Genomic DNA, 26,571 nt, shown 5'->3' on the forward strand with positions numbered 1-26,571 from the left:
GTGACCGCCGTGTCTTATCCCCGGTACCGGTTCAGGCAGGCGAAGATTTCCTGTTCTCTGGGCATACAAAGGCCCATTGCGGCGTAGGAGGAATCGCTGATGGCAGGAAGTCCGCCCCGGTTGATCTCGCTTGTGAGGAGCTTAACGATTTCCGTTACGCTGTAGCGGGGGAAGAGCTGTTTTTCCAGGCAGTAGCGCACCATCTGGGCCAGGGCCGCGGTCTGCTCGCCGTGAACCAGCTGTTCCACAAAGCGCAGGTCCACCTGCTCCTTGCCCACCTGAAGGGAGTCCTTGCCGTAGGTCTTGGTCTTGATCCGCTCGTCGCGCCCGCGTCCGCCGCGGTCGCCGCCACGCCCGCTGTTGCCGTAGCCGCCGCGCCCGCTGTCGCCATAGCCGCCGCGTCCGCCGTTACCATAGCCGCCACGCCCGCTGTCGCCGTAGCCGCCGCGTCCGCCGTTGCCATAGCCGCCGCGCCCGCTGTCGCCGTCGCCGCCGCGGTTGCTGTCGCCGCCGCGTCCGCCGTTGCCATAGCCGCCACGCCCGCTGTCGCCGTAGCCGCCGCGTCCGCCGTTGCCATAGCCGCCGCGCCCGCCGTCGCCATAGCTGCCGCGCCCATTGCCGCCGTCGCCATCGCGGTCACCGCCACGTCCATTTCCGCCGAATCCTTCATCTTCATCCCCGTCCGCAGCTTCATATCCGCCGCGGCTCTCCGCCGACTGCCGTCCGGCGCTGCTGGCCATGTTTTTTCCGGCCGCGCTCACGGCCAGCTTCCGCCCGGGCGCAGGAAGCGAGAAGCCGGGGGCCGCCTTGGTGGGATCTTCCCCGTATTCCGCGCAGGCTTTTTTTGTCTTTTCCGTGATATCCAGGGGCACGTAGCAGTCCATCTGGATAATGGTGTCCGCGATATAGAAGTAAGCCCCGGAGCTGCCCGCCACCAGCACTGTGGAGATTCCGGCCTTTACGAACAGGTCCCTGGCCCGCTCGATAAAGGGGGTGATGGGCTCCTTGTCCCGGCTGATGATATGCTGCATCAGCTCGTCCCGCAGCATGAAGTTGGTGGCCGAGGTGTCCTCGTCGATCAAAAACACCCGGCTTCCGGCCTCCCAGCCCTCGATAACCCCGGCTGCCTGGGAGGTGCTGCCGCTGGCATCCGGCGTGGAAAAGCGGCGGGTATCCTTTTTATTCGGCAGGTCGTTGATGAACAGGGAAATGTCCACGTTGTTGATGCTGCGCCCGTCCTCGGCCCGCAGTTTGAGGGCCGTATCGTCCGTGATCACATACTCCCTGCCGTCCCCGGCCACGTGGTTGTAGACGCCCAGCTCCAGAGCCTTGAGCAGCGTGGATTTCCCGTGGTAACCGCCGCCCACGATCAGCGTGATGCCCTCCTTGATCCCCATTCCGGTGATCCGTCCCCTGTGGGGCAGCTCCATCTCCACCCGCAGGCTCTCCGGCGAGGAAAATGCCACCCCGCCCTTCATGGGACGGCTGGAAACGCCGCTCTCCCGGGGCAGCACCGCACCGTCCGCCACAAAGGCGACCAGCCCCCGGCGCTTAAGCTCCTCCCGGATGAACTGCTGGTCCTCCGCCAGCTCCGCCACCGCCTTTACCTCCTTGGGATTCCGGCTGGCGTGGAAAAATACGCTCTTTACGCAGCGGGGCAGGAATTCAAAGAGGATTTTGATCAGCTCCCCGGAGTTGATGGTCCGCCCGAAAGCCGGGAAGCCCACCTCAAAACGGGCGGTGATGCCTGTCTTTGTGATCTCGCAGGCCGTCCGGGAGAGAATTTCCGGCCCGGGGCTGCTGATGGCGATCAGGCCGCTCTTGCCCGATCCCTTGGCCTTGAAGTTGAACTGGGCGATCTCCCGCCCGAACTGCCGGACCAGATAATCCTCCAGCGCCGTTTTCTTCCAGGGTGTGTCGAAATAAGCCCCGGGGTAACCGGCCCTGGCGTGGGGCACTGTGATGCTCACCTTGGAGGGGGAGGCGAAGGGGTCTCCCTGTACGTGGTCGATGGACAGGGTATAGCTCTCAAACGCGTATATCCCCTGGGCCGATTTATAAGCCGGATAGCTTTTCCGGTCGATGGATTCCAGTAAACGCCGTAAATCTGCTGACTGCTTCATGTTTTCACCGCGCAAATGCGCTCTCCTTTTCTTGAAATAATATCTAATTTTAAAGCAGAAAAATACACAATGCAAGCATTTTCAGCTTTCTGAGAATTCTCTTCCCAATTTTCCGCCATTCCTTTATAATAGTGACACATAGATGTCGTGTTAACTGTGGCATGATAAACATGGAAATGAAAAACCACACCCAGACATGGCAGGAGGAACAACAATGGAATGGAATTTATTATATGGAAAGGACCGCAAGCCCACCCTGGAGGAGGCCGGAGCCTTCGCAGGCAAACTGCTCTCCGAGGACTTCATGGGCTTTATGGCGGAGAACTGCCCGGGGCCCCGAAGCTGGAGTACAGCGGCTGCACCATGCAGCCGGGCTGGAACATCAAGTTCAAGAAAAACGGCAAAAACGTGTGCACCCTTTATCCCCTGGACGGATACTTTATCTGCATGATCCTCATCGGAGGAGACGCCATGGCGGAGATGGAAGCGCGGCTGGGGGATTTCACCCCGTACATCCAGGGGAAGTTCCGCGACACCAGGATTTTCCAGGGAAGCCGCTGGCTGTACCTGGAGATACGGGAGCAGGCGGTGGAGTGGGACCTTGAGGAGCTGGTATTTCTCAAGCTGCGCTCCATGGGCCTGACGCCCGGTCCGGCGCCGGAAAAAGGAAAGAGAACGGCGCGGGAAAAAGGAAAGGGTACGGCCTCGGAAAAGGGAAAGGAGGCGGCCTTGGAAAAGGGAAAGGGCATGGCCCCGGAAACGGTAAAGGGGACGGCCGCGCGCGGGAAAGGAAAACGGAACGAGGATGAAAATTGACCGGCTGATCGGCATCTTATCCATCCTGCTTCAGCAGGAAAAAGTCACCGCCCCCTATCTGGCGGAGAAATTCGAGGTCTCCCGCCGGACCATTATCCGGGATGTGGAGGCGCTTTGCAAGGCGGGAATCCCCATCGTGACGGCCCAGGGGCGGGAGGGAGGCATTTCCATCATGGACGGCTACCGGGTGGACCGGACGCTGCTCACTTCAAGGGAAATGCAGTCCATTCTCACCGGCCTCAAAAGCCTGGACAGCGTGTCCGGCAGCAACAAATACCAGCAGCTCATGGACAAGCTCTCGGTCAAACAGGGCCTGATTCTGGCGGCGGACAGCCACATCGCCATCGACTTATCCTCCTTCTACAAGGAAGCCCTGGCGCCTAAGATCGAGCTGATTTTGTCGGCTGCGGAGGAGCGCCGTCTGATCGGGTTCGACTACGTTTCGCCCCGGGGAGAGGGACGGCGGAAAATTGAGCCTTACGTGCTCATTTTCCAGTGGTCCTCCTGGTACGTGTGGGGATATTGCCTGGACCGGCAGGATTACCGCCTGTTCAAGCTGCACCGCATGACCCGGCTCTGCGAGACCGGGGAGACGTTTTCGCCCCGGGATTACCCGCCCTACGACCCCAGCCCTGAAAAGGTATTTCCCGCGGCTATCCAGGCCACGGCCCTGTTTGAGCCGTCGATGAAATGGCGGCTGATGGAGGAGTACGGCCCGGAGAGTTTTGAGGAGACCGGGAATGGGCGACTGCTGTTCACCTGCGGATTTACGGATGTGGAATCGCTGTTTGGCTGGCTCCTCAGCTTCGGCCCCACGGTGGAGCTGCTGGAACCGGAGGAACTGCGCCCGCGTTTCCGGGAGCTGGTAAGGGATATTTTAAAAAAATATAATGGTGACGTATAGATGTCCTGTTTAGGGTGGTAGAATGATATCATCCAAAAACGAAAGGGACCAAGGTGACAGAGATGGAATATGAGATTTTAGATATGAATGAGAAAATAATCGCAGGTCTGTGCGCGCGCACCAACAACAGCGCGCCGGACATGCCCCAGGTGATCGGGGGTCTGTGGACAAGGCTTTACGGCGAGGGACTTCATCTCTCCATGCCCAACAAAGCAAACGACAAGTCCGTGGGGCTTTACAGCGATTATGCCTCCGACGCAAGCGGGGATTACGATATTACCGTAGGTTTCGAGGTGACCACCGATGAGCAGCTCCCGGAGGGCCTGACGGTAAAGCGCATCCCGGCGGGCCGCTACGCCAAATTTATTGTCAAAGGTGATATGCACCAGGCGGTTTCAGACTTCTGGCAGGCTCTCTGGACCATGGATCTGGACCGCGCCTATACCGGGGACTATGAGGAATACCAGAACAGCGACATGGAGCAGGCGGAGATTCATATGTATATCGCGTTGCGGTAGGGGCGGGAAAAAAACGCCCCGCGGCAATGGCGGAGCGCAAACCACCCCGCGGTATAGGCGGAGCGCAAACCGCCCCGCGGCAATCGCATAACACAAAATAAAAGGAGGCGTACCAAATGGCATCCACCCGGGAATACGTGGAATTTGTGGCGGGCCAGCTGAGTGGCGCGGGGGCGATCACCTACCGCAAGCTGTTCGGCGAATACGGCCTGTACTGCGACGGGAAGTTTTTCGGCACGGTTGAGGGAAACCAGCTTTATCTAAAGGTCACGGAGGCGGGTAAACGGCTGCTGCCGGACGCTGAGATCGCCTCCCCCCACGAGGGATCAAACCTTCTGATCGTGGAGGAGGTGGAGGACCGGGAGTTTCTGGCGAAGCTGGTCCGCGAGACCTGCGGCGAGCTGCCCGCTCCCAAGCCGAAAAAGCCCAAAGTTCCAAAAAAGAAAAAGGTGTAGAAAGAGCCAGGCCACAAAGGAGAAGATTTATGGAAAAAAACATGAGCTGCTGCGGAGTCATCTGCTCCGAATGCGAATACTACCCCGGCCAGTGCCCCGGCTGCCAGGCGGTTGAGGGAAAGGTTTTCTGGGCGGAGTACGTTGGCCGGACCGTCTGCGAGAAGTACGAGTGCTGCGTCATCCAGAAAAAGCTGGCCCACTGTGGCAAATGTGGGGAACTGCCCTGCAGGCGCTACGATCTGGACGATCCCAACCTTTCCCCGGAGGAGAACAAACGGATCCGGGAGGAGAATATCAAGCTTTTAAGATCCTTGCAATGACCCAAAATGCTCTTTTAAATAGGTAACAAAGATTCTGCTGGCGGCAGGCAGATTCAGATCCGAACGGAACAAGAGATTTACATAGCGCAGCGGAATCGGGCTGGCGAGAGGAACCCTCAGAAGGGAACCCTCCGCCAGCTCTTTTTTGACCATCACGTCCGGCAGCACGCCCAGGCCCAGATTCTGAAGGAGCAGGGCCTTCTGGAATGTGTAGTATTCGATGGCCAGACTTCCGGTGACGGACAGGCTGTTGTTGATGAAATAGGGCTCCAGCTTTTTGGCGTACTGGGGATTGACCGAGGGAATCTCGTTGTGGATGCAGAGAAAATCCGCCAGTTCCTCCAGGGTCCGGGCACGTTTGGTCAGATACGCGAATTCCGGCCCGCAAACCACGATATCCTGTATGGGAAAGAGCCGGTAGAGCGCAATGGAGTGATCCAGCTTGTCCACCGGATCGGTGACCACGATAAAATCCGCCAGACCCGCTTTCAGCCGCTCGATGGCGGTGGGGGTGTAGTCCGTGGAGATTTTAAAGGAGATGCCGGGATAGTCGCGGTGAAATGCCTTGATCACGGGGACGATGCCGGTGAGAAACCCCACCTCGCTGGCAGTGATGTGGATGCTGCCCGTGTCCATGGACTTGAAATTCTCCAGGTTGTCCTCGGCTTTGGAAATGTGCTCCACCGCCTGCGCCACGTTGTGCAGCATAACGGTGGCTTCCGGCGTGAGGGTTACGCCCTTCTTGGAGCGTACGAACAGCTTGACGCCCAGCTCCGACTCCAGCGCCTGGATATAATGGCTGACCGTGGGCTGGGTGAGATGGAGCATCTGCGCAGCCAGAGAAAGGCTCTGATACTTTGCGACATAATAAAAGACCTTGTAGTATTCGAAATTGACTGCCATTTTACTCCCCCTCCATATAAATATAGAAAATATCTATAACCATCCCAAGAATTACAATTTTACTTCATGATATCTCCTGTAGTATAATCAATAAAACGAAAAAATTCAATATAAAATCAATTTTGTGTTAAAAAATGAGTCTCAACGGAAAGAAAGGTAAAAATTTTTCTCCATTGGGACTTTTTTGCAAAAAATATTACAAATATTGAGGAGGTGCAGTATGTATCTGCGGCAAATGAACGAGGAAGAAACTCAGATACTCCATGATGTGAGCCGGGACGCTTTGATGGAATACACCAGGGGCGTCTCGCGCTGGGTCCGCATTTCCAGCCTTCAGGAGGAGGTGGATAGCCTGAAATACCTGAAAGGGCTGCTGGACTCCTTCGGCTATCACACGGAGATGCCTGAGTATATGGGATACATCAGCTATCCGGTGAAGGCCTTCGTGACCATTGAAAGCCCGGTGGAGAAGGCCTTTAAGGGGATCAGCGCCTGCTTCACCCCGTCCACTCCCATCGGCGGGATCATGGCGGAGGCCGCCGACTGCACCGAGGCGGATTACCGGGGGAAGGTGGTGCTGATGGACGGACTGGCAAACGCGGTGAAGATCAAGGAAGCCGAGAAAAAGGGCGCGGTGGCGGTACTGTTCCTCCACGACCAGAACATTCACAACGGCCCGGCCTCCGACATTTGGGGCAACCCCACACAGAGCCGTCTGGATACCCTCCCCGCGGTCCCGGTGGTCTCCGTAACAAAACCCGACGGAGCGGAAATCCGCCGCCTCTTAAAAGAGGGCCATGTGAAGGTGAGAGTGGAGTCCACGGTGGTAAATGAATGGAGAAAGTGCCCGCTTCTGATCGCGGACCTGGAATGCCCGAAGAGCGACAAGTACATTCTCTTCTCCGGGCACATCGATTCCTGGGATTACGGCGCAATGGACAACGGCAGCGCCAACGCCACCATGATCGAATGCGCCAGGCTGATGGCACAGAGAAAGGACAAGCTGGCCAGGGGGCTTCGGATCGCGTTCTGGTCCGGCCACTCCCAGGGCAAGTACGCGGGCTCGGCCTGGTATGCGGACCACCATTTTGAGGATTTGAGGGATCACTGCGCAGCGCATCTCAACATTGATTCCGTGGGCGGAGAGAACGCCGTGGTGGTGGAGGAACCGCCGGTCATGGCCCAGGCCTGGGACCTGGCGAAGGACGTGATCGAAGGGCAGACCGGCGCGGCATTTTCCGGCAAACGCATGGCGAGAAACGCGGACCAGTCCTTCTTCGGCGTGGGCATTACCTCCATTTTCGGGACGTTCTCCGAGCAGGATATTTCAACCGTCGGGGACTCCCTGTCCTTCCGCTACGGCGAGGGCAGCAGAGCCGGGGGGCTGGGCTGGTGGTGGCATACGGAGCACGATACCATCGACAAGATAAGCCCTGAGCTCCTGGTGCGTGATTGCAGGCTTTACGCCGCCGTCCTCTGGCGGCTTCTGACCGCTCCGGCCCTGCCCTTTGTGATCGGAAGGGCGGTGGAGGAAATGAAGCAGACCGTGGACCGGCTTCAGGACAGGCTTGTGGGAACCTTTGATTTTGCACCCCTGCAGAAGCGTTTGGATGAGATTGCCGGAAAGGCGGCTGACTTTGACGCGCTGTGCCGGGCCGCGGCGGAGCCGGGCGAAGAGGCGGAAGCGCTGGTGGAGCGGCAGATGAAGTTATGCCGGAACATTGTCCGTCTGGTCTACCACGAGAACGATGTGTACGATTTTGACCTGTGCGGACCCCTCTACCCTCTGCCGAATCTGGAGTGTGGGGAACGGCTGGCCGCCAGCATGGAGGGCTCCAGCCGGTATTATCTGTATCTGACCCAGCTTCAGAAGGGGTACAACCGGGTGATGGAATACTGCGGACAGATTCTGGAGCTTTTGTGAGGGCTGTCCGGTCAGGAATAAACAACTAATGTGAACACAACAGGAAAAGGAAAGGATGGTGGCAGGTATGTTTCGATTTGACGGTAAGGTGGTCGTGATCACAGGGGCCGCGGCCGGGATCGGCGCGGCCGCGGCAAAGATGTTCAGCGATCAGGGCGCGGTGGTGGCCGTGACCGACGTGAACATGGAGCTGGCGGAGAAAACGGTAAATGAGATTGCAGCCGCGGGCGGGAAAGCGAAGGCTTATTACTGCGACGTCAGCAGCCGGGAGTCCGTGGATTCCATGATCGATGAGGTGACAGCCGATTTCGGGACCGTGGACGTGATGGTGGACAACGCAGGCGGAACCCACGGCGCGGTGCACTCTGGGAATATCGAGGAGTACACGGACGAGGAATTCGACGGCGTTGTGAAGCGCAACCTCTACGGCGCGTTTTACCTCTGTCGGAAGGTGATCCCTATGATGAAGGAGAAGCGGGCCGGAAAAATCGTCATCGTGTCCTCCGGCGCGGGCAGAACCACCAGCCGTTCCGAGTTCGGCCGCATCCCCTACGCGCCCAGCAAGGCGGCCCAGCTTGGGCTCATGCGCCAGCTGGCCCTGGAATGCGCGCCCTTTAACATCCAGATCAACGGCGTTGCCCCCGGCCTGATCAAATCCACACAGTACATCGAGGACAACTGGAATACCAACACGCCGGAGCAGAAGGAGGCCACCCTGAAGAAGATTCCGGCAGGCCGCAGGGGCACCAGCGAGGAGATCGCGGCGGGAATCCTGTTCATGGCCTCGGAGGAAGCCAGCTATGTGACGGGGCACTGCCTGGATATCAACGGCGGCAGCCTGATGATGTAGTCTGCATACAAACGGAGGGAAGCGTATGGAGAAGAAAGATAAAAAATGGGTAAAGGTTCCCTGGACGACCATCGCGATGCAGGCCGGGCTTCTGGTGTTTTGCGGTATCTTCGTCCAGTTCCAATTTGACATCTATGTGTTCGGCGTGCCGCTGGAGTCGTTTCTGGTGATGTGGTGCCCGTACATATTCGTGGCGGTGGCCACAACCATTTACATCATTAAAGAGAAAAAGAAGGAGGATGAGTGATGGGAGATGAAATAATCTATATCGTGATACTCCTGGTCTATCTGGCGGGCATGCTGGTCATCGGCTTTATCAGCTCCAAAAAGGTGACCAACTCCAAGAGCTACTATACCAGCGACCGGAACGTAAGCGCCGCGGTCACGGGCTTCAGCTACTCGTCCACCCAGCTCAGCTCCGGCTCCACCATCGGTATGCCGGCCACCGTCTACACCCAGGGCTACAGCTACATGGGAACTCCCATGGCCGCCGCAGCGGCTCCCTGGTTCACCTTTCTGCTCACCGGCGAGCGGGTGCGCAAAATCAGCGAGCGGGTGGACGCCATCGATTATGGCGACATTTTCCGCGCCAGATTCGGGAACGCGTCCAAGATCCTCTATGAGCTGCTTATTATCGTGTTTGCGATACCTACCATTATTTCCCAGTTCGCGGCCGCGGGCAGCTCGGTGCAGAGCCTGACCGGGATTCCCTACAATGTTGCGATTCCCATGATCGCGGTGGTGTTGACCATTTACACCATGTCCGGCGGCATGAACTCCGTGGCGCTGACCGACTATATCCAGGGCATCATCATGATCGCGGGCTTCGGCATTCTGGCGGCTATTCTTCTCACAAGGGCGGGCGGATTTACCGCCATGCACGAGGGCATCGCGGCCACGGACCCGGATCTTCTGAGGCTGACGGGAAAAGCCAGCAAAACCTGGGTCATCTGCTGTATCATCACCTGGTCCATCCTGATGGTGGGCGGCAGCATCACCTCGGTGGTGCGTTTCCTGATCCCCAAGGATTTAAAGGCGCTCCGGGGCGCGCTGGGCTACTCGGTGTTCTTTAACATTTTCGTGCTCTCCGCCTGTGGAGTGATCGGCCTCTGCGGCATCACCCTGCTTCCGGGCCTGGAGTCCACGGACCGCCTGGTTCCCACGCTGATCGGCACCTACATGACCCCGATCCTGGGCGGCATCCTGATCTCCGCCGTTATCGCGGCAATCATGTCCTCCGTGGACTCCACCCTGCTACTGTGCTCGGCGGCTGCGTTGGGACTGTATATCGGATATATCAATCCCAACGCCTCCGCGAAGCAGCAGCTGCGCGTGGGGCGGGCTATCACGGTGGTGGTGGCGGCCGTGGCTATGGTCATGGCGTTCAAGCCCTTTACGGCCATCCAGTGGCTGGTGGCCTTCTCCTTCAACACCTGGGCGGGCGCATTTACTGTTCCGGTTCTCTTCGCCCTGTGGTCCCCTGGGACCACCAAGACGGCAGGATTCTGCGCAATGGCGGCGGGCGCTGCTGCGGCCCTGGCCTGGTATGCGGCGGGCTATATCATGTACAACAGTTTTTCCAACTGGCCCTTCGGCATCTGGCCCGGCATTTTTGGCAGCATCGTTTCTCTGATCGTGATTCTGGCGGTGAGCGCATTCACAAAGCCTATCGACGAGGAAACCAGGGAGATTTTCTATCTGGAATAGGAAGAAAATGGAATTGGAAGGGGGAGAGAACATGACCATATTGGCATCCGCGTCCAACATAAGCGCGGACCGGGCGGTGGCAATCGCCGCCGCGTCGCTGGAGAAAAAGGGCCTTGCATTCTGGTCCCCCTCCTACAAAGTGGTATCTATGGACCGGGAGGCGATCCTGGTCCGCTACGTGCCCTATTATATCATGCAGATCTGCTTTGCCATTCCTGGAGGACTTCGGGGGAAAATGGGAGGGCGGCAGATCATGGCGATGGAGGGTATTACCGGGGAGGCGGGGGTCGCCCTGGGCGCTCCGTCCGCCAGTGAGCAGGAGATTTCCGGGGACTCCGTTCTCGTTCCGAGGTTTGACGAGAGGGAGGCCCGGGAGGCCATTGTCCGCAAGCTGGAGCAGCACATGGTGCGCAGGAAACGGGTGATCCCCGTGATCGAGCATGAGTTCATGGAGCTCATCTACAAGCCGGTCTACGCGGTCCCACTGACCTATGAGGACAGGCGGGGCGTGCGGCACAAATGCCGGAAAATCGTGGACGGGGAGAGCGGATATCTGGTGTACCGGTACGACCGGATGGAAGGGCTTTTCGGCTGAGGAGCGCGGGGGCCCTGGAGCGCCCGCGATTGTAAAAAAGGGGAAAGCGTATGGAACAAATATATATCGATTATGTGTACAAACTGTTTGAATTCCTCCACAGCCACCCGGAGCTGGGGATGGAGGAGCACGAGACGTCGGCCTTCCTTGCGGCGGAGCTGGAGGACTGCGGTTTTCAGGTGATCCGCAATGTGGGCGGGAAAACAGGGGTGATCGGGATTCTGGACAGCGGGCGGCCTGGAAAAACCGTGGCGCTCCGGGCAGACATGGACGCCCTGCCCTACGTGATCGACGGGGAAAATGTAGCGAGGCACACCTGTGGCCACGATTCTCACAGCGCCATGGTTATGACAGCGGCCAGGATGCTGGCGGAGCGGGGGATTCCCTGCGGCCGGCTCAAGATCATTTTCCAGCCCGCGGAGGAGACGCTGGCAGGTTCTAAAAGCATCATCGACAGCGGGCTTGCGGACGACGTGGACGAGATGATGGGACTGCATATCCGCCCGAAGGAGGAGCTGGGCTTCGGCCAGGCATCCCCGGCGGTGTACCACGGCGCCAGCAGCCGGGCGGACATCATTGTCAGAGGCCGGTCCGCTCACGGGGCCAGGCCCCAGCAGGGGATCAACGCCGTGGAGGCGGCGGTGGCTATTGTGAACGCGGTCAACATAATCCGCGTGGACCCGAGAGTCAGCCATTCTGTCAAGGTCACGCGTTTTTTCGGGGGAGGAAAGGCGGTCAACATCATACCGGACAAGGCGGAGATCAGCTTTGACATGCGCGCCCAGTCCAACCAGGTGATGGTGGAGTTAAAGGAGAAGCTAAGAAGCTGCGCCGCGCTGGCTGCCGGAGCCAACGGGGCGGAGGCGGAAATCCATATCAGCGAGGGCGTCCCGGCCGCTGAATTCGACGGCGGGATGGTGGAGGACCTGCGCCTTGTGATTGGGGAGGTGCTGGGAAATGAAAATGTCATGCCGCCCATCGTCAGCCCCGGCGGAGAGGACTTCCACTTCTACATCCAGAAGCTGCCGCACTGCAAAACAGCGTTCCTGGGCCTTGGATCGGACGCCGCGCCGGGACTGCACCACCAGGACATGTGCTTCAACCATAAGGCGATGGAGTATGGAGCGGAAATATTGGCGGGGGCGGTGAGGAAGAGACTGGAAGGGTGATGGGGTAGACGTGGAGCGGGTAGCGGCGGCCGGGGCGGAGATGCCACGGTCCGGCGGGGACACCACGGTCCGGCGGGGGCACCACGGTCCGGCGGGGACGCCACGGTTCGGCGGAGACGCCACGGTTCGGCGGTGACACCACGGTTCGGCGGTGATACCACGGTTCGGCGGGGGGACGGAGGCTGAGGGGACCGGAGACTGAGATGGCCGGAACGGCGAACTGCACGGCCCGGTGGGGGCCGGGCCGTGTGAAACGCCGGAAACCGAGGTGCCCGGAGGACGGGAGGTCCGGCGGCAGGGACGCCCGGAGCGGCGAACCACGCAAAAACGGCAGAAATCGTCAAAACCCACAGAAACGATTGAAGCCCAGCCCCGCATCTGATATAGTATTAAAGAATATCAGACGACGGGAGCTGTGGCATGAAGGAAAAGGTATTTTTGGCAGCGGGCGTGTTGTGCCTGGCCTACTACGGGGTGTGCGGAATTTACGGAAACTTTAAAATATCGGTGTTGTGGATCTGGCTGTTGACCGGCCTGGGATTTGTGGCGGCGGGGCTGGGTTTGTACCATGGAGTCTGGACGGCGGCTCCGGCGGCGGCGCGGGCCGCTGTCCGTGTGCTTGCCGTCCTGTTTCTCTGCGTTTTTCTCCTGGTGGAGGCGGCGGTGATATCCGGGCTTTCCGCAAAAGGGGAGCCGGACCTGGACTACCTGGTGGTCCTGGGAGCCGCGGTGAAGGGCACGGAGCCGGGGGAGGCCCTGCGCCTTCGCATCCAGGCTGCCGCCCGGTATCTGAAGGCGAACCCGCGGACCGTGGCCATTGTCTCCGGGGGCCGGGGAACGGGGGAGGAGATCACGGAAGCGGAGTGCATGGAGCGGGAGCTGCTGCGTCTGGGCATACCGCCGGAGCGCATTGTGCAGGAGAACCGTTCCCGCAGCACGGCCGAGAACATCCGTTTCAGCTATGAGCTGATGTCCGGCCAGACGGCCAGGGTGGGCGTGCTGAGCAACAATTTCCATATCTTCCGGGCCGTCGCCATCGCCAGGAAACAGGGGAATCACCCGGTCTGCGGAATCGCCGCCCCCTACTCCGGCGTTCTGCTGCCCCACTATATGGTGCGGGAATTTATGCCCCTCGTGGTGGACAAGCTGCGGGGAAATCTCTAAGGCGGACATTCAAACCGTTGCCGCGTGTCTGGAAGCCGCGTGGCCAGAAACTGCGTGTCCGGAAGTCGCGTGCCCGGAAGCCGCGTGGCCAGAACCCGCGTGTCTGGAAGCCGGGTGCCCAGAAGCCACGTGCCCGGAATCTGCATGTCCGGAAGCCGCGTGTCCTGAACCCGCACCCCCTAAACCCGCAGCCTCCCTTGCGTTCCCCGCCCGCAGCCTCCCGTAATACCGGAGGCTTTTTTTAATTTCCCCACCCCCTGCCCCCGCCGTCCCCGGCTTCCCTTTCACAGGTCACACTTCCCCAAAGATTCCCTGTTAAATCTTCCCGAAATGTAACGCGATTGATTGACGATTAATGCCGAAAATGGTAAACTGTTTTGGTAGTATGCCCATTTGCGGCAGCAATCGCGTGTTAGGGGAAAAAGAATGAACCGAAAAATAAAGAGAATCACCTGTTTAATTCTGGCGGCGGCAATGAGTGCGGCTGCCAGCTTCAGCGCCTTCGCGCGCCCTGAGTGGCCTTCGGATACGGGAATCATGGCGGAGGCGGGCATTGTCATGGACAAGGATTCCGGCGCTGTTATATTCGGCCAGAACATCCATCTGCCCTTTGCTCCGGCCAGCATCACAAAACTTCTCACCGCCCTGGTGGTGATTGAGAACAGCAAGCTGGACGACATGGTCACGTTCTCCCAGTCCGCGGTTTACGACGTGGAGTCGGGCAGCGGCAACAAGCTGCACATGGAGACAGGGGATGAGCTGAGCGTGGAGGACTGCCTGTACATGCTGCTTCTGCTCTCCAGCAACCAGGCGGCCAACGCCCTGGCGGAGCACGTTGCCGGTTCCAGGGAGGCGTTCGTAGAGATGATGAACGACCGGATCAAAGAGATCGGCTGCACGGAGAGTCATTTTGCCAATCCCTCGGGCTTAAACGACGACAATCAGTACGTGAGCGCCTACGACATGGCGCTGATCGCCAGGGAGGCGTTTAACAACGAAACACTGCTGAAGATCGACTCTTCCAAGAGCCATTCCATTGGAGCCACCGCCAACAATCCAAATGGAGCCAGCTTTAACATGGAACACCGGCTGATCATGGCCGAGGACACCTCCAGCCAGTATTACTGCGAGGGAACCATGGCCGGAAAAACCGGCTACACCTCCATCGCCGGAAACACCCTGGTGACCTTGACGGAGCGGGACGGGAGGCGGTTGATCGCCGTTGTGCTGAAAGGCACCCAGCCCCAGTATTATCTGGACTCCAAGAGCCTGCTGGAATTCGGCTTTGCTAATTTCGAAAACATCAATATCGCGGAACATGAGACCGCATACACCACCGGCGAAGGGCCGGTGCAGGTGGGATCCAAATCCTACGAACCGTCCGACCTCTATCTGGACAGCGCCGCCGTGATCACGGTGCCGAAGGGGGCCGCATTTTCGGACGCGGACCGCGATCTGGTGACGGAGCTGCCGGGGGACCACCCCAAGGGCGCGGTTGCGCTGGTTGAGTACCGGTACAACGAACGGAAGGTGGGCAGCGCCTGGCTGTTCTCCCGGTCTGAGCTGGCGGAGATCGAACGCCAGGAGCAGATAGCGCAGTCCAATGCCGCCCAGCAGGAGAGCCCTTCCGAGACTCCTGCCTCGGTCCAGCCACAGGATTCGGAGAAAGGTTTCCACATGAGCCTTCCCACCATTTTGCTGACCATTGCCGCGGTTCTGGCGGTTGTAGCCGCGGTGGGGCTGGGATTCTATGCCTGGCGTGAGAAGAAACGGGAGCAAGAGGAACTGGCCCGCCGCCGGGAGCGCCGCCGCCAGAGGCTGAGAGAGAGCGGCGTGTCTGAAGAAGAATTCGAGCGCCTGCGCCGGGAACGCTTCGGCGACCGCTCCGGCCGGGACGAGCGCTGATACCAGGTTTCACAGGAGATGAGAACATGAACATAGAGACAAATGAACGCTATCCGGAATTGCTGACCCGCCTGCGGGAGGCGGAGAAGGTGGTGATCGGCCTGGGCGGGGAATGGAAGCTGGCGGACGACGGCCGGCCGGTGCGGGAACGCCGCCTTTCGGACGACCCGGCCCAGAAACGCCTGCGCGCGGCCTACGAGGCATTGTATGAACTGGTGAAGGACAAGGATTACTATCTGGTCACCACGGTCACCGACGGAGCCGTATACGACACGCCCTTTGACAGGAAGCGGATCGTGGCCCCCTGTGGCAACATCCATTGGCGGCAGTGCTCCGGCGCGTGCACCAAGGACATTTGGGAGGAGGGGGAGGTCCCGGAGGATATCTGCCCCCACTGCGGCGCGCCGTTGACCGGTAACACCATCCAGGCGGAAACCTACATCGAGGAGGGCTACCTGCCCCGCTGGGCGGCCTACAAAACCTGGCAGGCGGGAACACTGAACCGCAGCCTGCTGATGCTGGAGCTGGGCGTGGGTTTTGACAACCCCACCGTGATCCGCTGGCCATTTGAGAAAATCGTCTACGTGAATCAGAAATCCTACCTGCTGCGGGTCCACAAAACCCTGAGCCAGCTCCCCGGCGAGGTGGGAGAGCGGGCGGGCCGCGTGGCTATGGATTCCGTGGATTGGGTTTCCGGTCTGGCGGAGGAAGCGGCGGTCCGGTGAATCCGCCCCTGCTTTCCCCTGCTGCCCACGGACTTTACCGGTTTTCGTGGACAGCGCTGCGTTAATGTGTTAAAATACGAAAAAACCGGACAGAGAGGTAAATGCCCATGATAGCGATTATCGATTACGATGCAGGCAACCTGCGCAGCGTGGAAAAGGCGCTGGCGGCGCTGGGAGAAACGCCGGTGATCACCCGCAGCCCGGAGGAGATTCTGGCAGCGGACAAAGTGATCCTGCCGGGCGTGGGTTCCTTCGGGGATGCCATGGAAAAGCTCCGCCAATATGATCTGGTGAAGGTGATCCGCCGGGTGGCGGAGCAGGGAACGCCCTTTCTGGGAATCTGCCTGGGGCTTCAGCTCCTGTTTGAGAGCAGCGACGAGACTCCCGGTGTGGAAGGCCTGGGGCTTCTGCCCGGCCGGATTCTCAAGATACCGGATGGCCCCGGCCTGAAGGTGCCTCATATGGGCTGGAATTCCCTGGAAATCCGCCCGGATGCCAGACTCTTTTCCGGCATCGAAAATGGGGCTTACGTCTATTTTGTCCATTCCTATTATTTAAAAGCCGCGGACCCGTCCATCGTGGCCGCCTCCACCTGGTACAGCACGGACATCCATGCCTCCGTGGAGCGGGGGAATGTGTTCGCCTGCCAGTTCCATCCGGAAAAGAGCGGAGAGGTGGGCCTGGCGATTTTAAAGAACTTCATTAACCTTTAGCCGACAAGAAGGAGTGGACCGATGTTTACCAAGAGAATTATTCCGTGCCTGGATGTGAACGACGGGCGCGTTGTAAAAGGTGTGAATTTTGTGAACCTGCGGGACGCGGGCGATCCGGTGGAGATCGCGGCGGCCTACGACAAGGCGGGAGCCGACGAGCTGGTATTTCTGGATATCACGGCCTCCTCGGACAACCGCAGGACCGTGGTGGACATGGTGCGCCGGGTGGCAGAGACGGTGTTCATCCCCTTTACCGTGGGCGGAGGTATCCGCACGGTGGAGGATTTTCGCATGCTGCTGCGGGAGGGGGCGGACAAGATTTCCGTCAATTCCGCAGCAATCGCCAATCCACGCCTGATCTCGGAGGCCGCGGACAAATTCGGCAGGCAGTGCGTGGTGGTGGCCATCGACGCCAAGCGGCGGCCGGACGGCAGCGGCTGGAACATTTATAAAAACGGCGGCCGGGTGGACATGGGAATCGACGCCCTGGAGTGGGCCAGAACCGTGGACCGGCTGGGCGCGGGAGAGATTCTTCTGACCAGCATGGACTGCGACGGCACCAAGGCGGGTTACGACAACGAGCTGACCGCCGCGGTGGCGGACGCGGTGTCCGTGCCGGTAATTGCCTCCGGCGGCGCCGGGACCAAGGCGCATTTTTACGACGCCCTGACAGTGGGAAAGGCGGACGCGGCCCTGGCGGCCTCCCTGTTCCACTACAAGGAGCTGGAGATACGCGATCTGAAGCAGTACCTGGCGGACCGGGGAATCAGTGTCCGGCTTTAACCAACGACAAAGGAGAGACAAAATCATATGGCGGCAATCGATAACGACTGGCTGGAACCGCTGAGCGGCGAATTCAAAAAGCCTTATTACAGGAAACTGTACACCACGGTGAAACACGAGTACGAGACGCGGAAGGTATTTCCGGCTCCGGACGATATTTTCAACGCCTTTGCCTTCACGCCCCTGTCTAAGGTAAAGGTGGTGATTCTGGGGCAGGACCCCTACCACAACGACGGCCAGGCCCACGGCCTGAGCTTCTCCGTGAAGCCCGGGGTGGAGGTGCCTCCGTCCCTGGTCAACATTTACCAGGAGCTTCATGACGATCTGGGCTGCTACATTCCCAATAACGGTTATCTGAAAAAATGGGCGGACCAGGGCGTGATGCTGCTGAACACAGTGCTCACCGTGCGGGCCCACCGCGCCAATTCCCATCAGGACATCGGCTGGGAGGAGTTCACCAACGCGGCCATCCGCATCCTCAACCAGCAGGACCGCCCCATGGTGTTTATACTCTGGGGGCGCCCCGCTCAGAGCAAGAAGATGATGCTGAACAATCCTAAGCACCTGATCCTGGAAGCGGCTCATCCCAGCCCGCTGTCCGCGTTCAGAGGCTTTTTCGGCAGCCGTCCGTTCAGCAAGACCAACCAGTTTTTGACCGGACACGGACTTGAGCCCATCGACTGGCAGATCGAAAATATCTGAAAGAAGCGCCAGGTATAGGATGGAAAAATATCACATATAATTAGGGAAACGTATCTCTTATCGACAGCCTGTGGCTGCCGACAAGGTACAATTAAGGAAACGTATCTCTTATCGACAGCCCGTGGCTGCCGGCAAGGTAGAATGTGTGACATAAATGTAATATTTGGGCGGTAAGGAGAACATGCGATGAGTTTAGTTGAGACATTAAAAATAATCGTGTTGGGAATCGTGGAGGGCTTCACCGAGTGGCTGCCCATCAGCAGCACCGGGCATATGATTTTGGTGGATGAGATCATTCACCTGAACCAGCCGGAGGCATTTAAGGAGGTATTCCGGGTGGTGATCCAGCTGGGAGCGATTCTGGCGGTGGTGATCATGTATTTCAACCGTTTAAATCCCTTCAGCCGGCAGAAAACGTCCCGGCAGCGGGACGCCACCTGGGCGCTGTGGATCAAGATCGTGGTAGCCTGCGTGCCGGCGGCGGTGCTGGGGCTGCTCCTGGACGACTGGATGGAGGCCCACCTGTTTAACGCCTACGTGGTGGCGGCCATGCTGATTATCTACGGCGTGCTGTTTATTCTGGTGGAGAACAGCCGCAGATTTGCCAATCCCGATCTGCAAAAGGTGGGTCAGATTCCGATTCAGACCGCCTTTTATATCGGCATGTTCCAGGTGCTGAGCCTGGTTCCGGGCACCTCCCGCTCCGGGGCTACGATCCTGGGAGCCATGATCCTGGGCTGTTCCAGGGGCGCTGCTGCGGAGTTTTCCTTCTTCTTAGGAATCCCCGTGATGTTCGGGGCCAGTTTCTTAAAGCTGGTGAAATACTTCCTGGACGGCAATTCCTTCACCGGCCCGCAGATTTTTTACACCGTGTTCGGCATGCTCATCGCCTTCCTGGTTTCCGTGTACTCCATCAAATTCCTGATGAACTACGTGCGCAAGAACGATTTCAAGTTCTTCGGTTATTACCGGATTATTCTGGGCGTGATTGTGCTGGCATATTTTGGGATAACGGCGTTGGCGGCTTAAACGAAAGTTCCATTTCGCAATCGCCCGCAGGCTGCGCCAGCAGCCCATTGCATTCAATAAAAACAAGCCCGCGTAAAAGGGGATCAATCGTCCTTTTACGCGGGCTTGCTGTTTGCCGGTCCGTTCATTTGCACCGCGCGCCAGGCGGTCCGCCGGGTTCCGCCTCTTTAACAGCTCAACCCGAAATCCATCTCATAATAATTCCCCATCTCATCCCGGTAAGCATACGCCTTACCGTTCTCGTCCTTCATGGAATCCGGCATATAGCGGTCTTTCACAAATCCGGGTACGTCGTTGTGGGAAACGCACACGCCGTCCTTATCCACCGCCAGCACCGCGTCGTTTTTCGGAAGGGTGATGGGCAGCCGTCCGCTGGGGCGGCAAATTCCCAGGATAACGTCCAGCAGGGCGTCCGTACAGGTGTCAAAGCCCGCCAGCAGGGCGTCTGAGTACGGCTCCACATTTCCCACCATCCAGGCCAGGGTAAAGTTCACGCAGGAAATCACCTTGCCGCCATTTTGGTGCACCACACCGGCGATCTCCCGGATACGGGGCGCCCCGGCCAGGGTGGTCTCCCGGTGGAAGGTGTCCGCGGGGCGCCCCAGGCCGTCCACATCCGTCACTTCCTTATCCTCGCAGATATCCAGCTCCAGGTAACCGCTGGTGGCGTGGAAGTATTCGCCGGAGCTGGGGGAGATGAAGAGCAGGGCCAGGTCCGCCTCCCCGGCGTTTTCCGCCAGAGCCAGGCCCCGGTCCTTGGCCAGGGATTCACGCAGCTTTTCCGTCTCGTCCGCCGCGGCCTTTCCGTCCTTGCGGAAACACTCCACATAGATTCGTTTTCCATCCAGCCGCTGCCCGGCCAGGGGCAGCACGCCCTTGTCCTTTAGCAGCACCACGGATTTGCGGTGCACGTCGTAAGCCGCGTCCCAGTGATCGCGGTCGGCGATGACCTTCGCGGCCTTTGCCGGGTCGCGGTAAGGGTTCTCAAAGAGGCCCAGGGCAAATTCCTCCTCCAGCGTCCTGGCGGCGGCCCGGGTCAGGGCCTCCTCGGACAGGGTCAGTTGTTCCGGGCGGTAGCCCTCGGGAACCGGATGCCCCTGCTCCGTGTAATAGCCGTGTTTCCAGCGCTCATATGCCTCCATGGCCGCTTCCACGTCCAGGGAGCCGCTGATGAGGTCTACCCCGGTGTTCACGGCCAGCGCCACCCGGGAGGGGCCATCCAGCTCCTCCACGCCCCAGGCCATCTTGTTGGTGATCCCGGAATCGCTGTTGACGTAGCCCGTAAAGCCCATCTGCTCCCGGAGCAGGTCCTGGATGAAGAACCGGTTAAATGCAAACCCCACCGGCGTCATGGGAACCGGCCTGCCGCTTAAGTCGTACTGGGGGAGGCTTTTCTTTGCCGCCGGTTTTGCGTAGTAGGGCATGATGGAGGAAGCCTTTTTCTCCACCGCGGCCTTGAAGGCGGGCAGGTGGTAGTCGCCCAGGCTGCCCTCGGTCTGGTACACGTTCCACTGTCCCTGCTCGTAATGGGGATCAAAACCATTTTCCCTTGCCCCGCCGCCCGGGAAATGCTTGATGGTGACGGCCACGCCCTCCGGGGTGACACCGGATTCGCTGCCCTGGATTCCGGGCACCAGGCGGGAAATCATTTCCGTGATCAGGGCCGGGTCCTCGCCAAAGGTGCCGTAGGTGCGCTGCCAGCGGGGGTCCGTCATGGCGTCCGCCATGTACATGTAGCCCTTCTTCAGGCCCACCGCGTCCCACTCCCGGCGGATGCACTCCGCGAAGGTGTCCACCAGGCCGGGTCCATTTCCCTTCACGGCCGCGGCGATTCCCATGGTGCCCGGCCATGCCGGAAATACACCCGCCGCGTCGTTCATGCCGAACACCACCTCGCCGTTCTCATTGCGGGAGTTGGAGGTGATCACCATGGGGATGCCGTGGGCGGTCTCCTCAGCTACTTGGTTTAACTGGTTAATCCAGTCGGCCATGTCCGCGGCCTGGGGATTCTGGCGGAAGATCAGATGACGGATTCCCATTTCCTGGATGGTATAGGTGGTGCCGTAGGTTTTTTCCACGTTGAAAATGGACTCGTCCTGTTCCACGATCTCCTCGTCCAGCAGTCCGGTCTCGTCCACCTTGGTTTTGTCCTCCTGTAAGAGGCCCATTTTCCGGGTGTTTACGAAGAGAAGGCCGATCTTTTCCTCCGGGCTCAGCTCTGCGGCCAGGGAGGCGGCACGGTCGGCGGGGGTGTTGCGCCAGTCCTTCCAGGCGGTCAGCAGCCCGTCGCCGGTATGGTCCTTGAAAATGCGGCCGTCCCGTTCAATCACCGGCTTCACGGTGACGCCGATCACAGGGCCGTTCTCGTTCTGATAGTAGCGGATTCGTTCAGTGGCTTTATTCATAGCTTGCTCCATTTCTTAATGATTGATTGTGAGGCTGTTAGCGGAGTATTGTTTCAGACAGGGTGCGCCGGGGCTGGGAAATACAGCCCGCGTTTAAGCTGCGGCTCCGCTGTTTCTGCGTCTGTCCAGCTCCGTCTGGATTTCCGCCATTTTGTCCTTGTCCAGGTCGTACCAGCGCATGGCGATGATGGTGGCGATGTGGCCCAGGATCGGCACGATGCAGAAGCAGATCATGATCGCCATGTTGAAGGTGGCGTTCACCGGCTCGTTGGGTTTAATCACCACGTTACCCACGCCCGCCAGGGTCAGTGCGAAGCCCTGGATCATAGCGGAGAAGGAGGAAATGATCTTGTCAATGAAGGAGAACATGGTTCCCATCATGCCGGGAACGAACCGGCCGCTGCGGTAGGTCTCGTAGTCCGTGCAGTCCGCGATCATGGGGATGATTCCGGAGTTACCCATGCTGGCCAGGCATTTCTGTACCAGGAACAGGGCCAGGAACACGGCGGGGACCTCCGGGTTGGGGCGGATGACGAACATGACGGCCAGCATGATCATGGAACCCCAGGTGCCCACCAGGAAGGTGCGCTTTAAGCCGAACTTCCGGGAAACAAACACGCCGCCGATGGAGATAGCCACCAGGGGAGCGATCAACAGGCTGGAAAATACGCCCTGCAGCTTGGAATCCAGCAGCATGTTGGCAAAGAGGTAGGTCATGGTGCCGCTCATCAGCAGCTGGCCCAGTTTGTCGGTGGCGGCGGAGATGATCAGCATCTGGATGGGACGGTTGTGAACCACGATGTCCTTATAATCCTTGAATTTGAGCTTGGGCTGCGCGCCGGACTGGCCGAAAAATTCCGGGCGGTCCTTCTCGCTGATTCCGATGATGGCCAGGATGGTGAAAATGAAGGAAATCACGGCCAGAATCAGCACGGCCTCCTTCCACATGGCGGGGTTGATCATGCCAAGTCCCTTGCCGCTCTCGCCCACGAACTCGCCCACGGAATATTTCTCAGCCAGGATGGTGGTGATCAGCATGGGCACCAGGGCGCTGGCCATCTGGGTCAGGACGCTGTCGAAGCCGGAGAAGATGGGGCGCTGTTTGGGGTTGTTGGTCAGCACGGCCTGACCGGCCTTGGTCACCACGGTCTGGCAGGTGTAGCCGATGACATAGATCACGTAAAACAGGGTGGTAAACAGGTATTTCTGGTGGACGGACCAGTTGACCGGGGTGTTGAAGATCACGATCAGGCTGGCCCAGATGATCACGTTGCCGATCAGCATGTAGGGGCGGAATTTGCCGAAGCGGCCGTTGGTGCGGTCCACCAGCACGCCCACCAGGGGATCGGTGATTGCGTCGAAAATGCGGGTGCCCGTCGCGATCAGACCGATGATGGCCGCCGCCGGCCCCAGCACGTTCTGGGTGAAATATGAATACTGCATCATCAGGAACATGGCGATGTTTGTGGCACAGTTGTTCAGCGAGAAGAAGCCGATCTGCCACAGTTTGGCGTTGTTATATTGGGTATCTGCACCTTTACTGTTTCCCATTGTAGATTCTCCTATCATTTTTTTCTTGGTTCGCCGGCTTTTTGTTTGTAACAACATTTTAACACACTTGTTTTTTAACTGTTAGAAATATATAATATAAATTAGCAATATATTGTCATTTGAATTCGGCGGTTTTGACAGAAAATGAAAAGGGTTTTTGTCTATTCTGTTGTGAAAGGGGAAATGGGAAATGCTGGAAGCACATGAGCGGGCCGGACTGGCTGGACAATTTATCGAGGCGCTTCTCCAGGTGCCGGTGCTGTGCTGCCGGGCCGGAGCCGGCGAGCTGGAGGCGGGGATAAAGCGTTTTTTGCCGGACTTTATGACGAACAGCTTCCCGTTTTTCCTCAGCCGGGAAATGATGGAGTCTCTGGAGCCGTCGGTGATTTACCACATGACGGATTTCGCAGGGCTGAACTTTCAGATGTTTCTTTATGGGGAGGGTGAGGGAGAACCTGCGCCCTCCGCCTCCCTCTACGCCCTGGTAGCCGGTCCATACCTTGCGGTAAAGCCGGATGAACCCTTCTGCGAGCGGGTCCTTCAGGAGAACGGCCAGAGCCTGTCCCTGATGGTGCCCTTCCGGCAATTCTGCCTGGGTCTGCCCATTGTGAGCACCTCGGTGATGATCGGGGCTATGCGCACGGCGGTGAAGGCGGTGACCGGGGAGGACGGGGACATTCTCTACCGCCACTACGAGCCCAGGGAGAAGGCGGAGCAGCCGCCGCTGTACCAGGGCGGCGGGGAGGAGGCGGTGATGGAGCTTTTGGAGGAGCGTTACCGCTACGAAAAGCTGATGCTCCAGGAGGTGCGGCAGGGGAACACGGACCGGGCGCTGGACTATTTCCGGCAGTTCTCCCGGGCCAGCCGCTCCATCGTGCGGACCGAGGACCCCATCCGCACCTCCAAGAACCTGGGATTTTCCCTGAACACCATGCTGCGCAAGAGCGCGGAGCTGGCGGGGATTCACCCGGTGTACCTGGATATCATTTCCTCCAACTTCGCCCTGCTGATCGAGAACGCCTACCGGATGGAGGAGGTGGAGGACATCAAGTTCCACATGATCGGCGCTTACTGCCGGTTTGTGCGCACCGAGCGCCTGGACCAGTATTCCCCGCTGGTGCGCCGGGCCGTCACCTACATTCGCCTTCACCTGGCGGAGCCTTTGGCCCTGAGGCAGATCGCGGAGGGGATCCGGGTCAGCCCCTCCTATCTCTCCCGCACGTTCAACCGAGAGATGGGCGAGTCCGTCTCCAACTATATCGCCGGGGCCAGGGTGGAGAAAGCGGCGGAGCTTTTAAAATTCACCGGGCTGCCGGTCCAGAACATAGCGGCTTACGTGGGTTTTGCCAACCTGAACTATTTCAGCCGCTGTTTCCGCCTCCATAAAGGCATGACGCCGACCCAATACCGGAACCGTAAGTCTTGACATATATAGATAACCAATATATAATGAATGATATATCGGTTATCTATATAAAAAACGTACCGAACGCGGTACGAACAGGAACGGAGGCGGTATCAGATGGCGGAAGAGAAAAAGTCCCTGTCCGGCAACACATCCATGCTCCTTTTGCAGCTTATGTCGGAGCGGGATATGTACGGCTACGAGATCATTGAAACCCTGAGGAAGCGGTCGGAGAACGTGTTCAATCTGAAGGCGGGCACCATGTACCCGCTGCTGCACGGTCTGGAGTCCAAGGGCTTGCTGCAGTGCTACGAGACGGAGAGCCAGGGAAAGGTGCGCAGGTATTATTCCATCACCCAAAAGGGGCGGAGCGTTCTGGCGGAGAAAAAAGAGGAGTGGAAGACCTACTCCCGGGCCGTGGACCAGGTGATGGGAGGTGCGCTTTATGGAAATGCATGAGTACCTGGACGCCCTGTCCGGCCAGATTCGCAGCGGCAGGGCCAGGCAGGCGGTGAGAGAGGAGCTGGAGGCCCACATCCGGGATCAGGATCAGGCCTATGCGGACTCCGGCATGGAGGAGCAGGAGGCTCTGGAGCAGGCTGTCCGCCAGATGGGTGACCCGGTGGAGGTGGGCATCGACATGGACCGGATTCACCGGCCCAGAAATGGATGGAAATATCTGGGAATTATTGCTGCGCTGAGCGCAGCCGGTCTTTTGGCCCAGTATATCTGTATCTACCGTTTCGGCGGGGATACGCTTACCGGGAACAGCGTCGGCATCCAGGCATTTTACCGCCAATGCGCCTACACCCTGACGGGACTGGCGGTGATGGCGGGCCTCTATTTCTGTGATTACAGCCTGCTCAGCCGGTATGCAAAGCCCGCAGGTGCGCTGTTTATCGCCGTGACAGCCGTTGTCTGTATGCCCGGTTTTGCCCCGGTGGTGGCGGGAGCGCACGCTTATCTGAAGGTGATTATGTACATGTTTATCCCCCTCTACGGAGGCATCCTTTACCGTTACAGGGGAAGCGGAATCAGGGGATATGTCTGCGCTCTTTTTTGGCTGGGAGCCGCGGCCTGGCTGGCTCTGTGCAGAATCAGAGGGGGAATCAGCGTCACCATCGACGTGCTCTTTGTCTGCGCCCTGCTGCTGGTTCTGTCCCTGTACCGCAACTGGTATGGAATCCGCCGCAGAGCCCTTCCGGCGGCGGCCACCTGCGCGCTGGCGGCCTGCCTGGGCGCGGGAGTGGCGCTGAACCTCAGCGACTACCAGCTCCGCCGGCTGGAGGTGATATTAAATCCCCGGTTTGCCGACCGCGCCTACGGGTACCAGACGGACGTGGCGCGGGAGATTGCGGGGCGGCTGAAGCTGGTGGGAGGGCAAATGCCTGAGCGCACGCCGATTCACTGCCTGCCGGGCGTGCAGTACGACTACGCGCTGCTTCAGACCGCCTCGGTGTGGGGATGGCTGGCGGCCGGCGTGCTGCTGGCAATCCTGGCCCTGTTCCTGGTCAGCCTGTTCATCATGGTGAAGCGGCAGAAAAACCAGCTGGGACAGATGATCGGCTTCGGCTGCGCGGCGATTCTGGCCCTGGAGAGCGCCCGCTATCTGCTGTACAACCTGGGCCTGGGGCTGATGCCCGCCGCCGGCCTGCCCTTTCTCAACTATGGAAGGCTCCACACCGTAGCGGTGTATGCGCTCTTCGGAATCCTGCTCAGCATTTACCGCTATCAGGACCTGATCTGGGAGACGGGAAACCATCGGAAGAGCCAGGGGCGAGGAATGACCTGGGGAGTTGGAAAATACCGGATCTACATCGAGCGGGCGGACAGCTGAAACCGCTTCTAAAACCATTGGCTCCAAAGAATTAAAAAGGCGTCCTGAGCGAACATCATCCGCTCAGG

The 26,571-nt window shown here is 59.1% G+C and carries 26 protein-coding genes; 22 read left to right on the forward strand and 4 right to left on the reverse strand.

Annotation, left to right across the window (positions count from 1 at the left end; translation table 11 throughout):
• Positions 1-14 precede the first annotated feature (14 nt).
• A complete protein-coding gene (locus tag ACK2JC_RS21665; RefSeq protein ID WP_368274713.1) occupies positions 15-2,123 on the reverse strand; it encodes an ABC-ATPase domain-containing protein in 2,109 nt (702 codons plus the stop codon).
• Positions 2,124-2,342: 219 nt separating this feature from the next.
• On the opposite strand from ACK2JC_RS21665, the gene ACK2JC_RS21670 reads away from it, so the two are divergent.
• The 5 genes from ACK2JC_RS21670 (at position 2,343) to ACK2JC_RS21690 (ending at position 5,136) form a co-directional block, all read left to right on the forward strand.
• The gene (locus tag ACK2JC_RS21670; RefSeq protein ID WP_368271537.1) at positions 2,343-2,939 is read left to right on the forward strand and encodes a DUF3788 domain-containing protein; all 597 of its coding nucleotides are present in this window, start codon (positions 2,343-2,345) and stop codon (positions 2,937-2,939) included.
• Positions 2,929-3,843, forward strand: coding sequence for a helix-turn-helix transcriptional regulator (locus ACK2JC_RS21675; protein WP_368271535.1), 915 nt, complete (start codon positions 2,929-2,931; stop codon positions 3,841-3,843). Before ACK2JC_RS21670 ends, ACK2JC_RS21675 begins: the two co-directional genes overlap by 11 nt.
• Before the next feature lie 62 nt (positions 3,844-3,905).
• Complete coding sequence (locus tag ACK2JC_RS21680) at positions 3,906-4,361, forward strand: GyrI-like domain-containing protein (protein WP_092369271.1); 456 nt, start codon at positions 3,906-3,908, stop codon at positions 4,359-4,361.
• A 116-nt stretch (positions 4,362-4,477) separates the two neighbouring features.
• Positions 4,478-4,816 carry a TfoX/Sxy family protein gene (locus tag ACK2JC_RS21685; protein ID WP_368271533.1) on the forward strand — a complete coding sequence of 113 codons (339 nt, stop codon included), beginning with the start codon at positions 4,478-4,480 and terminating at the stop codon, positions 4,814-4,816.
• A gap of 29 nt (positions 4,817-4,845) precedes the next feature.
• Complete coding sequence (locus ACK2JC_RS21690) at positions 4,846-5,136, forward strand: DUF3795 domain-containing protein (protein WP_118754789.1); 291 nt, start codon at positions 4,846-4,848, stop codon at positions 5,134-5,136.
• On the opposite strand, the gene ACK2JC_RS21695 is transcribed toward ACK2JC_RS21690, so the two are convergent.
• A complete protein-coding gene (locus ACK2JC_RS21695; protein WP_302325710.1) occupies positions 5,119-6,039 on the reverse strand; it encodes a LysR family transcriptional regulator in 921 nt (306 codons plus the stop codon). The two genes, ACK2JC_RS21690 and ACK2JC_RS21695, sit on opposite strands and share 18 nt — an antisense overlap.
• A 220-nt stretch (positions 6,040-6,259) precedes the next feature.
• On the opposite strand from ACK2JC_RS21695, the gene ACK2JC_RS21700 reads away from it, so the two are divergent.
• The 14 genes from ACK2JC_RS21700 (at position 6,260) to ACK2JC_RS21765 (ending at position 19,305) form a co-directional block, all read left to right on the forward strand.
• On the forward strand, positions 6,260-7,963 hold the full coding sequence (locus tag ACK2JC_RS21700; RefSeq protein ID WP_368272123.1) for a M28 family peptidase: 1,704 nt from the start codon (positions 6,260-6,262) through the stop codon (positions 7,961-7,963).
• Positions 7,964-8,030: 67 nt separating this feature from the next.
• Entirely contained in the window at positions 8,031-8,813 is a 783-nt protein-coding gene (locus ACK2JC_RS21705) for an SDR family NAD(P)-dependent oxidoreductase (protein WP_368272122.1), read from the forward strand.
• A 25-nt stretch (positions 8,814-8,838) separates the two neighbouring features.
• On the forward strand, positions 8,839-9,060 hold the full coding sequence (locus tag ACK2JC_RS21710) for a hypothetical protein (RefSeq protein WP_118754786.1): 222 nt from the start codon (positions 8,839-8,841) through the stop codon (positions 9,058-9,060).
• Positions 9,060-10,520: a sodium:solute symporter gene (locus ACK2JC_RS21715; protein WP_368272121.1), complete on the forward strand. Its 1,461-nt coding sequence runs from the start codon at positions 9,060-9,062 to the stop codon at positions 10,518-10,520. Before ACK2JC_RS21710 ends, ACK2JC_RS21715 begins: the two co-directional genes overlap by 1 nt.
• A 31-nt stretch (positions 10,521-10,551) precedes the next feature.
• Positions 10,552-11,115: a hypothetical protein gene (locus ACK2JC_RS21720; protein ID WP_368272120.1), complete on the forward strand. Its 564-nt coding sequence runs from the start codon at positions 10,552-10,554 to the stop codon at positions 11,113-11,115.
• A 50-nt stretch (positions 11,116-11,165) separates the two neighbouring features.
• On the forward strand, positions 11,166-12,284 hold the full coding sequence (locus ACK2JC_RS21725; protein ID WP_368272119.1) for an amidohydrolase: 1,119 nt from the start codon (positions 11,166-11,168) through the stop codon (positions 12,282-12,284).
• 10 nt (positions 12,285-12,294) lie between these two features.
• On the forward strand, positions 12,295-12,420 hold the full coding sequence (locus ACK2JC_RS21730; RefSeq protein WP_368272118.1) for a hypothetical protein: 126 nt from the start codon (positions 12,295-12,297) through the stop codon (positions 12,418-12,420).
• Positions 12,421-12,704: 284 nt separating this feature from the next.
• Entirely contained in the window at positions 12,705-13,448 is a 744-nt protein-coding gene (locus tag ACK2JC_RS21735) for a YdcF family protein (RefSeq protein ID WP_368272117.1), read from the forward strand.
• A 426-nt stretch (positions 13,449-13,874) separates the two neighbouring features.
• Positions 13,875-15,353 (forward strand): D-alanyl-D-alanine carboxypeptidase family protein, encoded by a 1,479-nt coding sequence (locus ACK2JC_RS21740; RefSeq protein WP_368272116.1) that lies wholly within the window; start codon positions 13,875-13,877, stop codon positions 15,351-15,353.
• Between the two features lie 26 nt (positions 15,354-15,379).
• Complete coding sequence (locus tag ACK2JC_RS21745; protein ID WP_368272115.1) at positions 15,380-16,078, forward strand: hypothetical protein; 699 nt, start codon at positions 15,380-15,382, stop codon at positions 16,076-16,078.
• 107 nt (positions 16,079-16,185) lie between these two features.
• Positions 16,186-16,791 (forward strand): imidazole glycerol phosphate synthase subunit HisH, encoded by a 606-nt coding sequence (hisH, locus tag ACK2JC_RS21750; RefSeq protein ID WP_302325718.1) that lies wholly within the window; start codon positions 16,186-16,188, stop codon positions 16,789-16,791.
• A 21-nt stretch (positions 16,792-16,812) separates the two neighbouring features.
• On the forward strand, positions 16,813-17,574 hold the full coding sequence (gene hisF / locus ACK2JC_RS21755) for an imidazole glycerol phosphate synthase subunit HisF (RefSeq protein WP_092369222.1): 762 nt from the start codon (positions 16,813-16,815) through the stop codon (positions 17,572-17,574).
• A 27-nt stretch (positions 17,575-17,601) separates the two neighbouring features.
• A complete protein-coding gene (locus tag ACK2JC_RS21760) occupies positions 17,602-18,276 on the forward strand; it encodes a uracil-DNA glycosylase (protein WP_007714990.1) in 675 nt (224 codons plus the stop codon).
• Positions 18,277-18,462: 186 nt separating this feature from the next.
• Positions 18,463-19,305 carry an undecaprenyl-diphosphate phosphatase gene (locus ACK2JC_RS21765; RefSeq protein WP_092369219.1) on the forward strand — a complete coding sequence of 281 codons (843 nt, stop codon included), beginning with the start codon at positions 18,463-18,465 and terminating at the stop codon, positions 19,303-19,305.
• Positions 19,306-19,472: 167 nt separating this feature from the next.
• Here the strand turns inward: ACK2JC_RS21765 and ACK2JC_RS21770 are convergent, their stop codons facing one another.
• Both ACK2JC_RS21770 and ACK2JC_RS21775 read right to left on the reverse strand, forming a co-directional pair.
• Positions 19,473-21,710 carry a glycoside hydrolase family 3 protein gene (locus ACK2JC_RS21770; RefSeq protein WP_320936592.1) on the reverse strand — a complete coding sequence of 746 codons (2,238 nt, stop codon included), beginning with the start codon at positions 21,708-21,710 and terminating at the stop codon, positions 19,473-19,475.
• A 93-nt stretch (positions 21,711-21,803) separates the two neighbouring features.
• Positions 21,804-23,261 (reverse strand): MFS transporter, encoded by a 1,458-nt coding sequence (locus ACK2JC_RS21775; protein WP_368272114.1) that lies wholly within the window; start codon positions 23,259-23,261, stop codon positions 21,804-21,806.
• A gap of 193 nt (positions 23,262-23,454) precedes the next feature.
• On the opposite strand from ACK2JC_RS21775, the gene ACK2JC_RS21780 reads away from it, so the two are divergent.
• From ACK2JC_RS21780 to ACK2JC_RS21790, 3 genes are all read left to right on the forward strand, one after another.
• A complete protein-coding gene (locus ACK2JC_RS21780) occupies positions 23,455-24,687 on the forward strand; it encodes a helix-turn-helix domain-containing protein (RefSeq protein ID WP_411338525.1) in 1,233 nt (410 codons plus the stop codon).
• Between the two features lie 96 nt (positions 24,688-24,783).
• Entirely contained in the window at positions 24,784-25,125 is a 342-nt protein-coding gene (locus ACK2JC_RS21785; protein WP_092369210.1) for a PadR family transcriptional regulator, read from the forward strand.
• Positions 25,112-26,503: an FtsW/RodA/SpoVE family cell cycle protein gene (locus ACK2JC_RS21790; RefSeq protein ID WP_320936595.1), complete on the forward strand. Its 1,392-nt coding sequence runs from the start codon at positions 25,112-25,114 to the stop codon at positions 26,501-26,503. The genes ACK2JC_RS21785 and ACK2JC_RS21790 overlap by 14 nt, the downstream gene beginning before the upstream one ends.
• Positions 26,504-26,571: the final 68 nt, after the last annotated feature.

Source organism: Enterocloster lavalensis, from assembly GCF_046603895.1.
GTDB classification, from domain to species: Bacteria; Bacillota; Clostridia; order Lachnospirales; family Lachnospiraceae; genus Enterocloster; species Enterocloster lavalensis.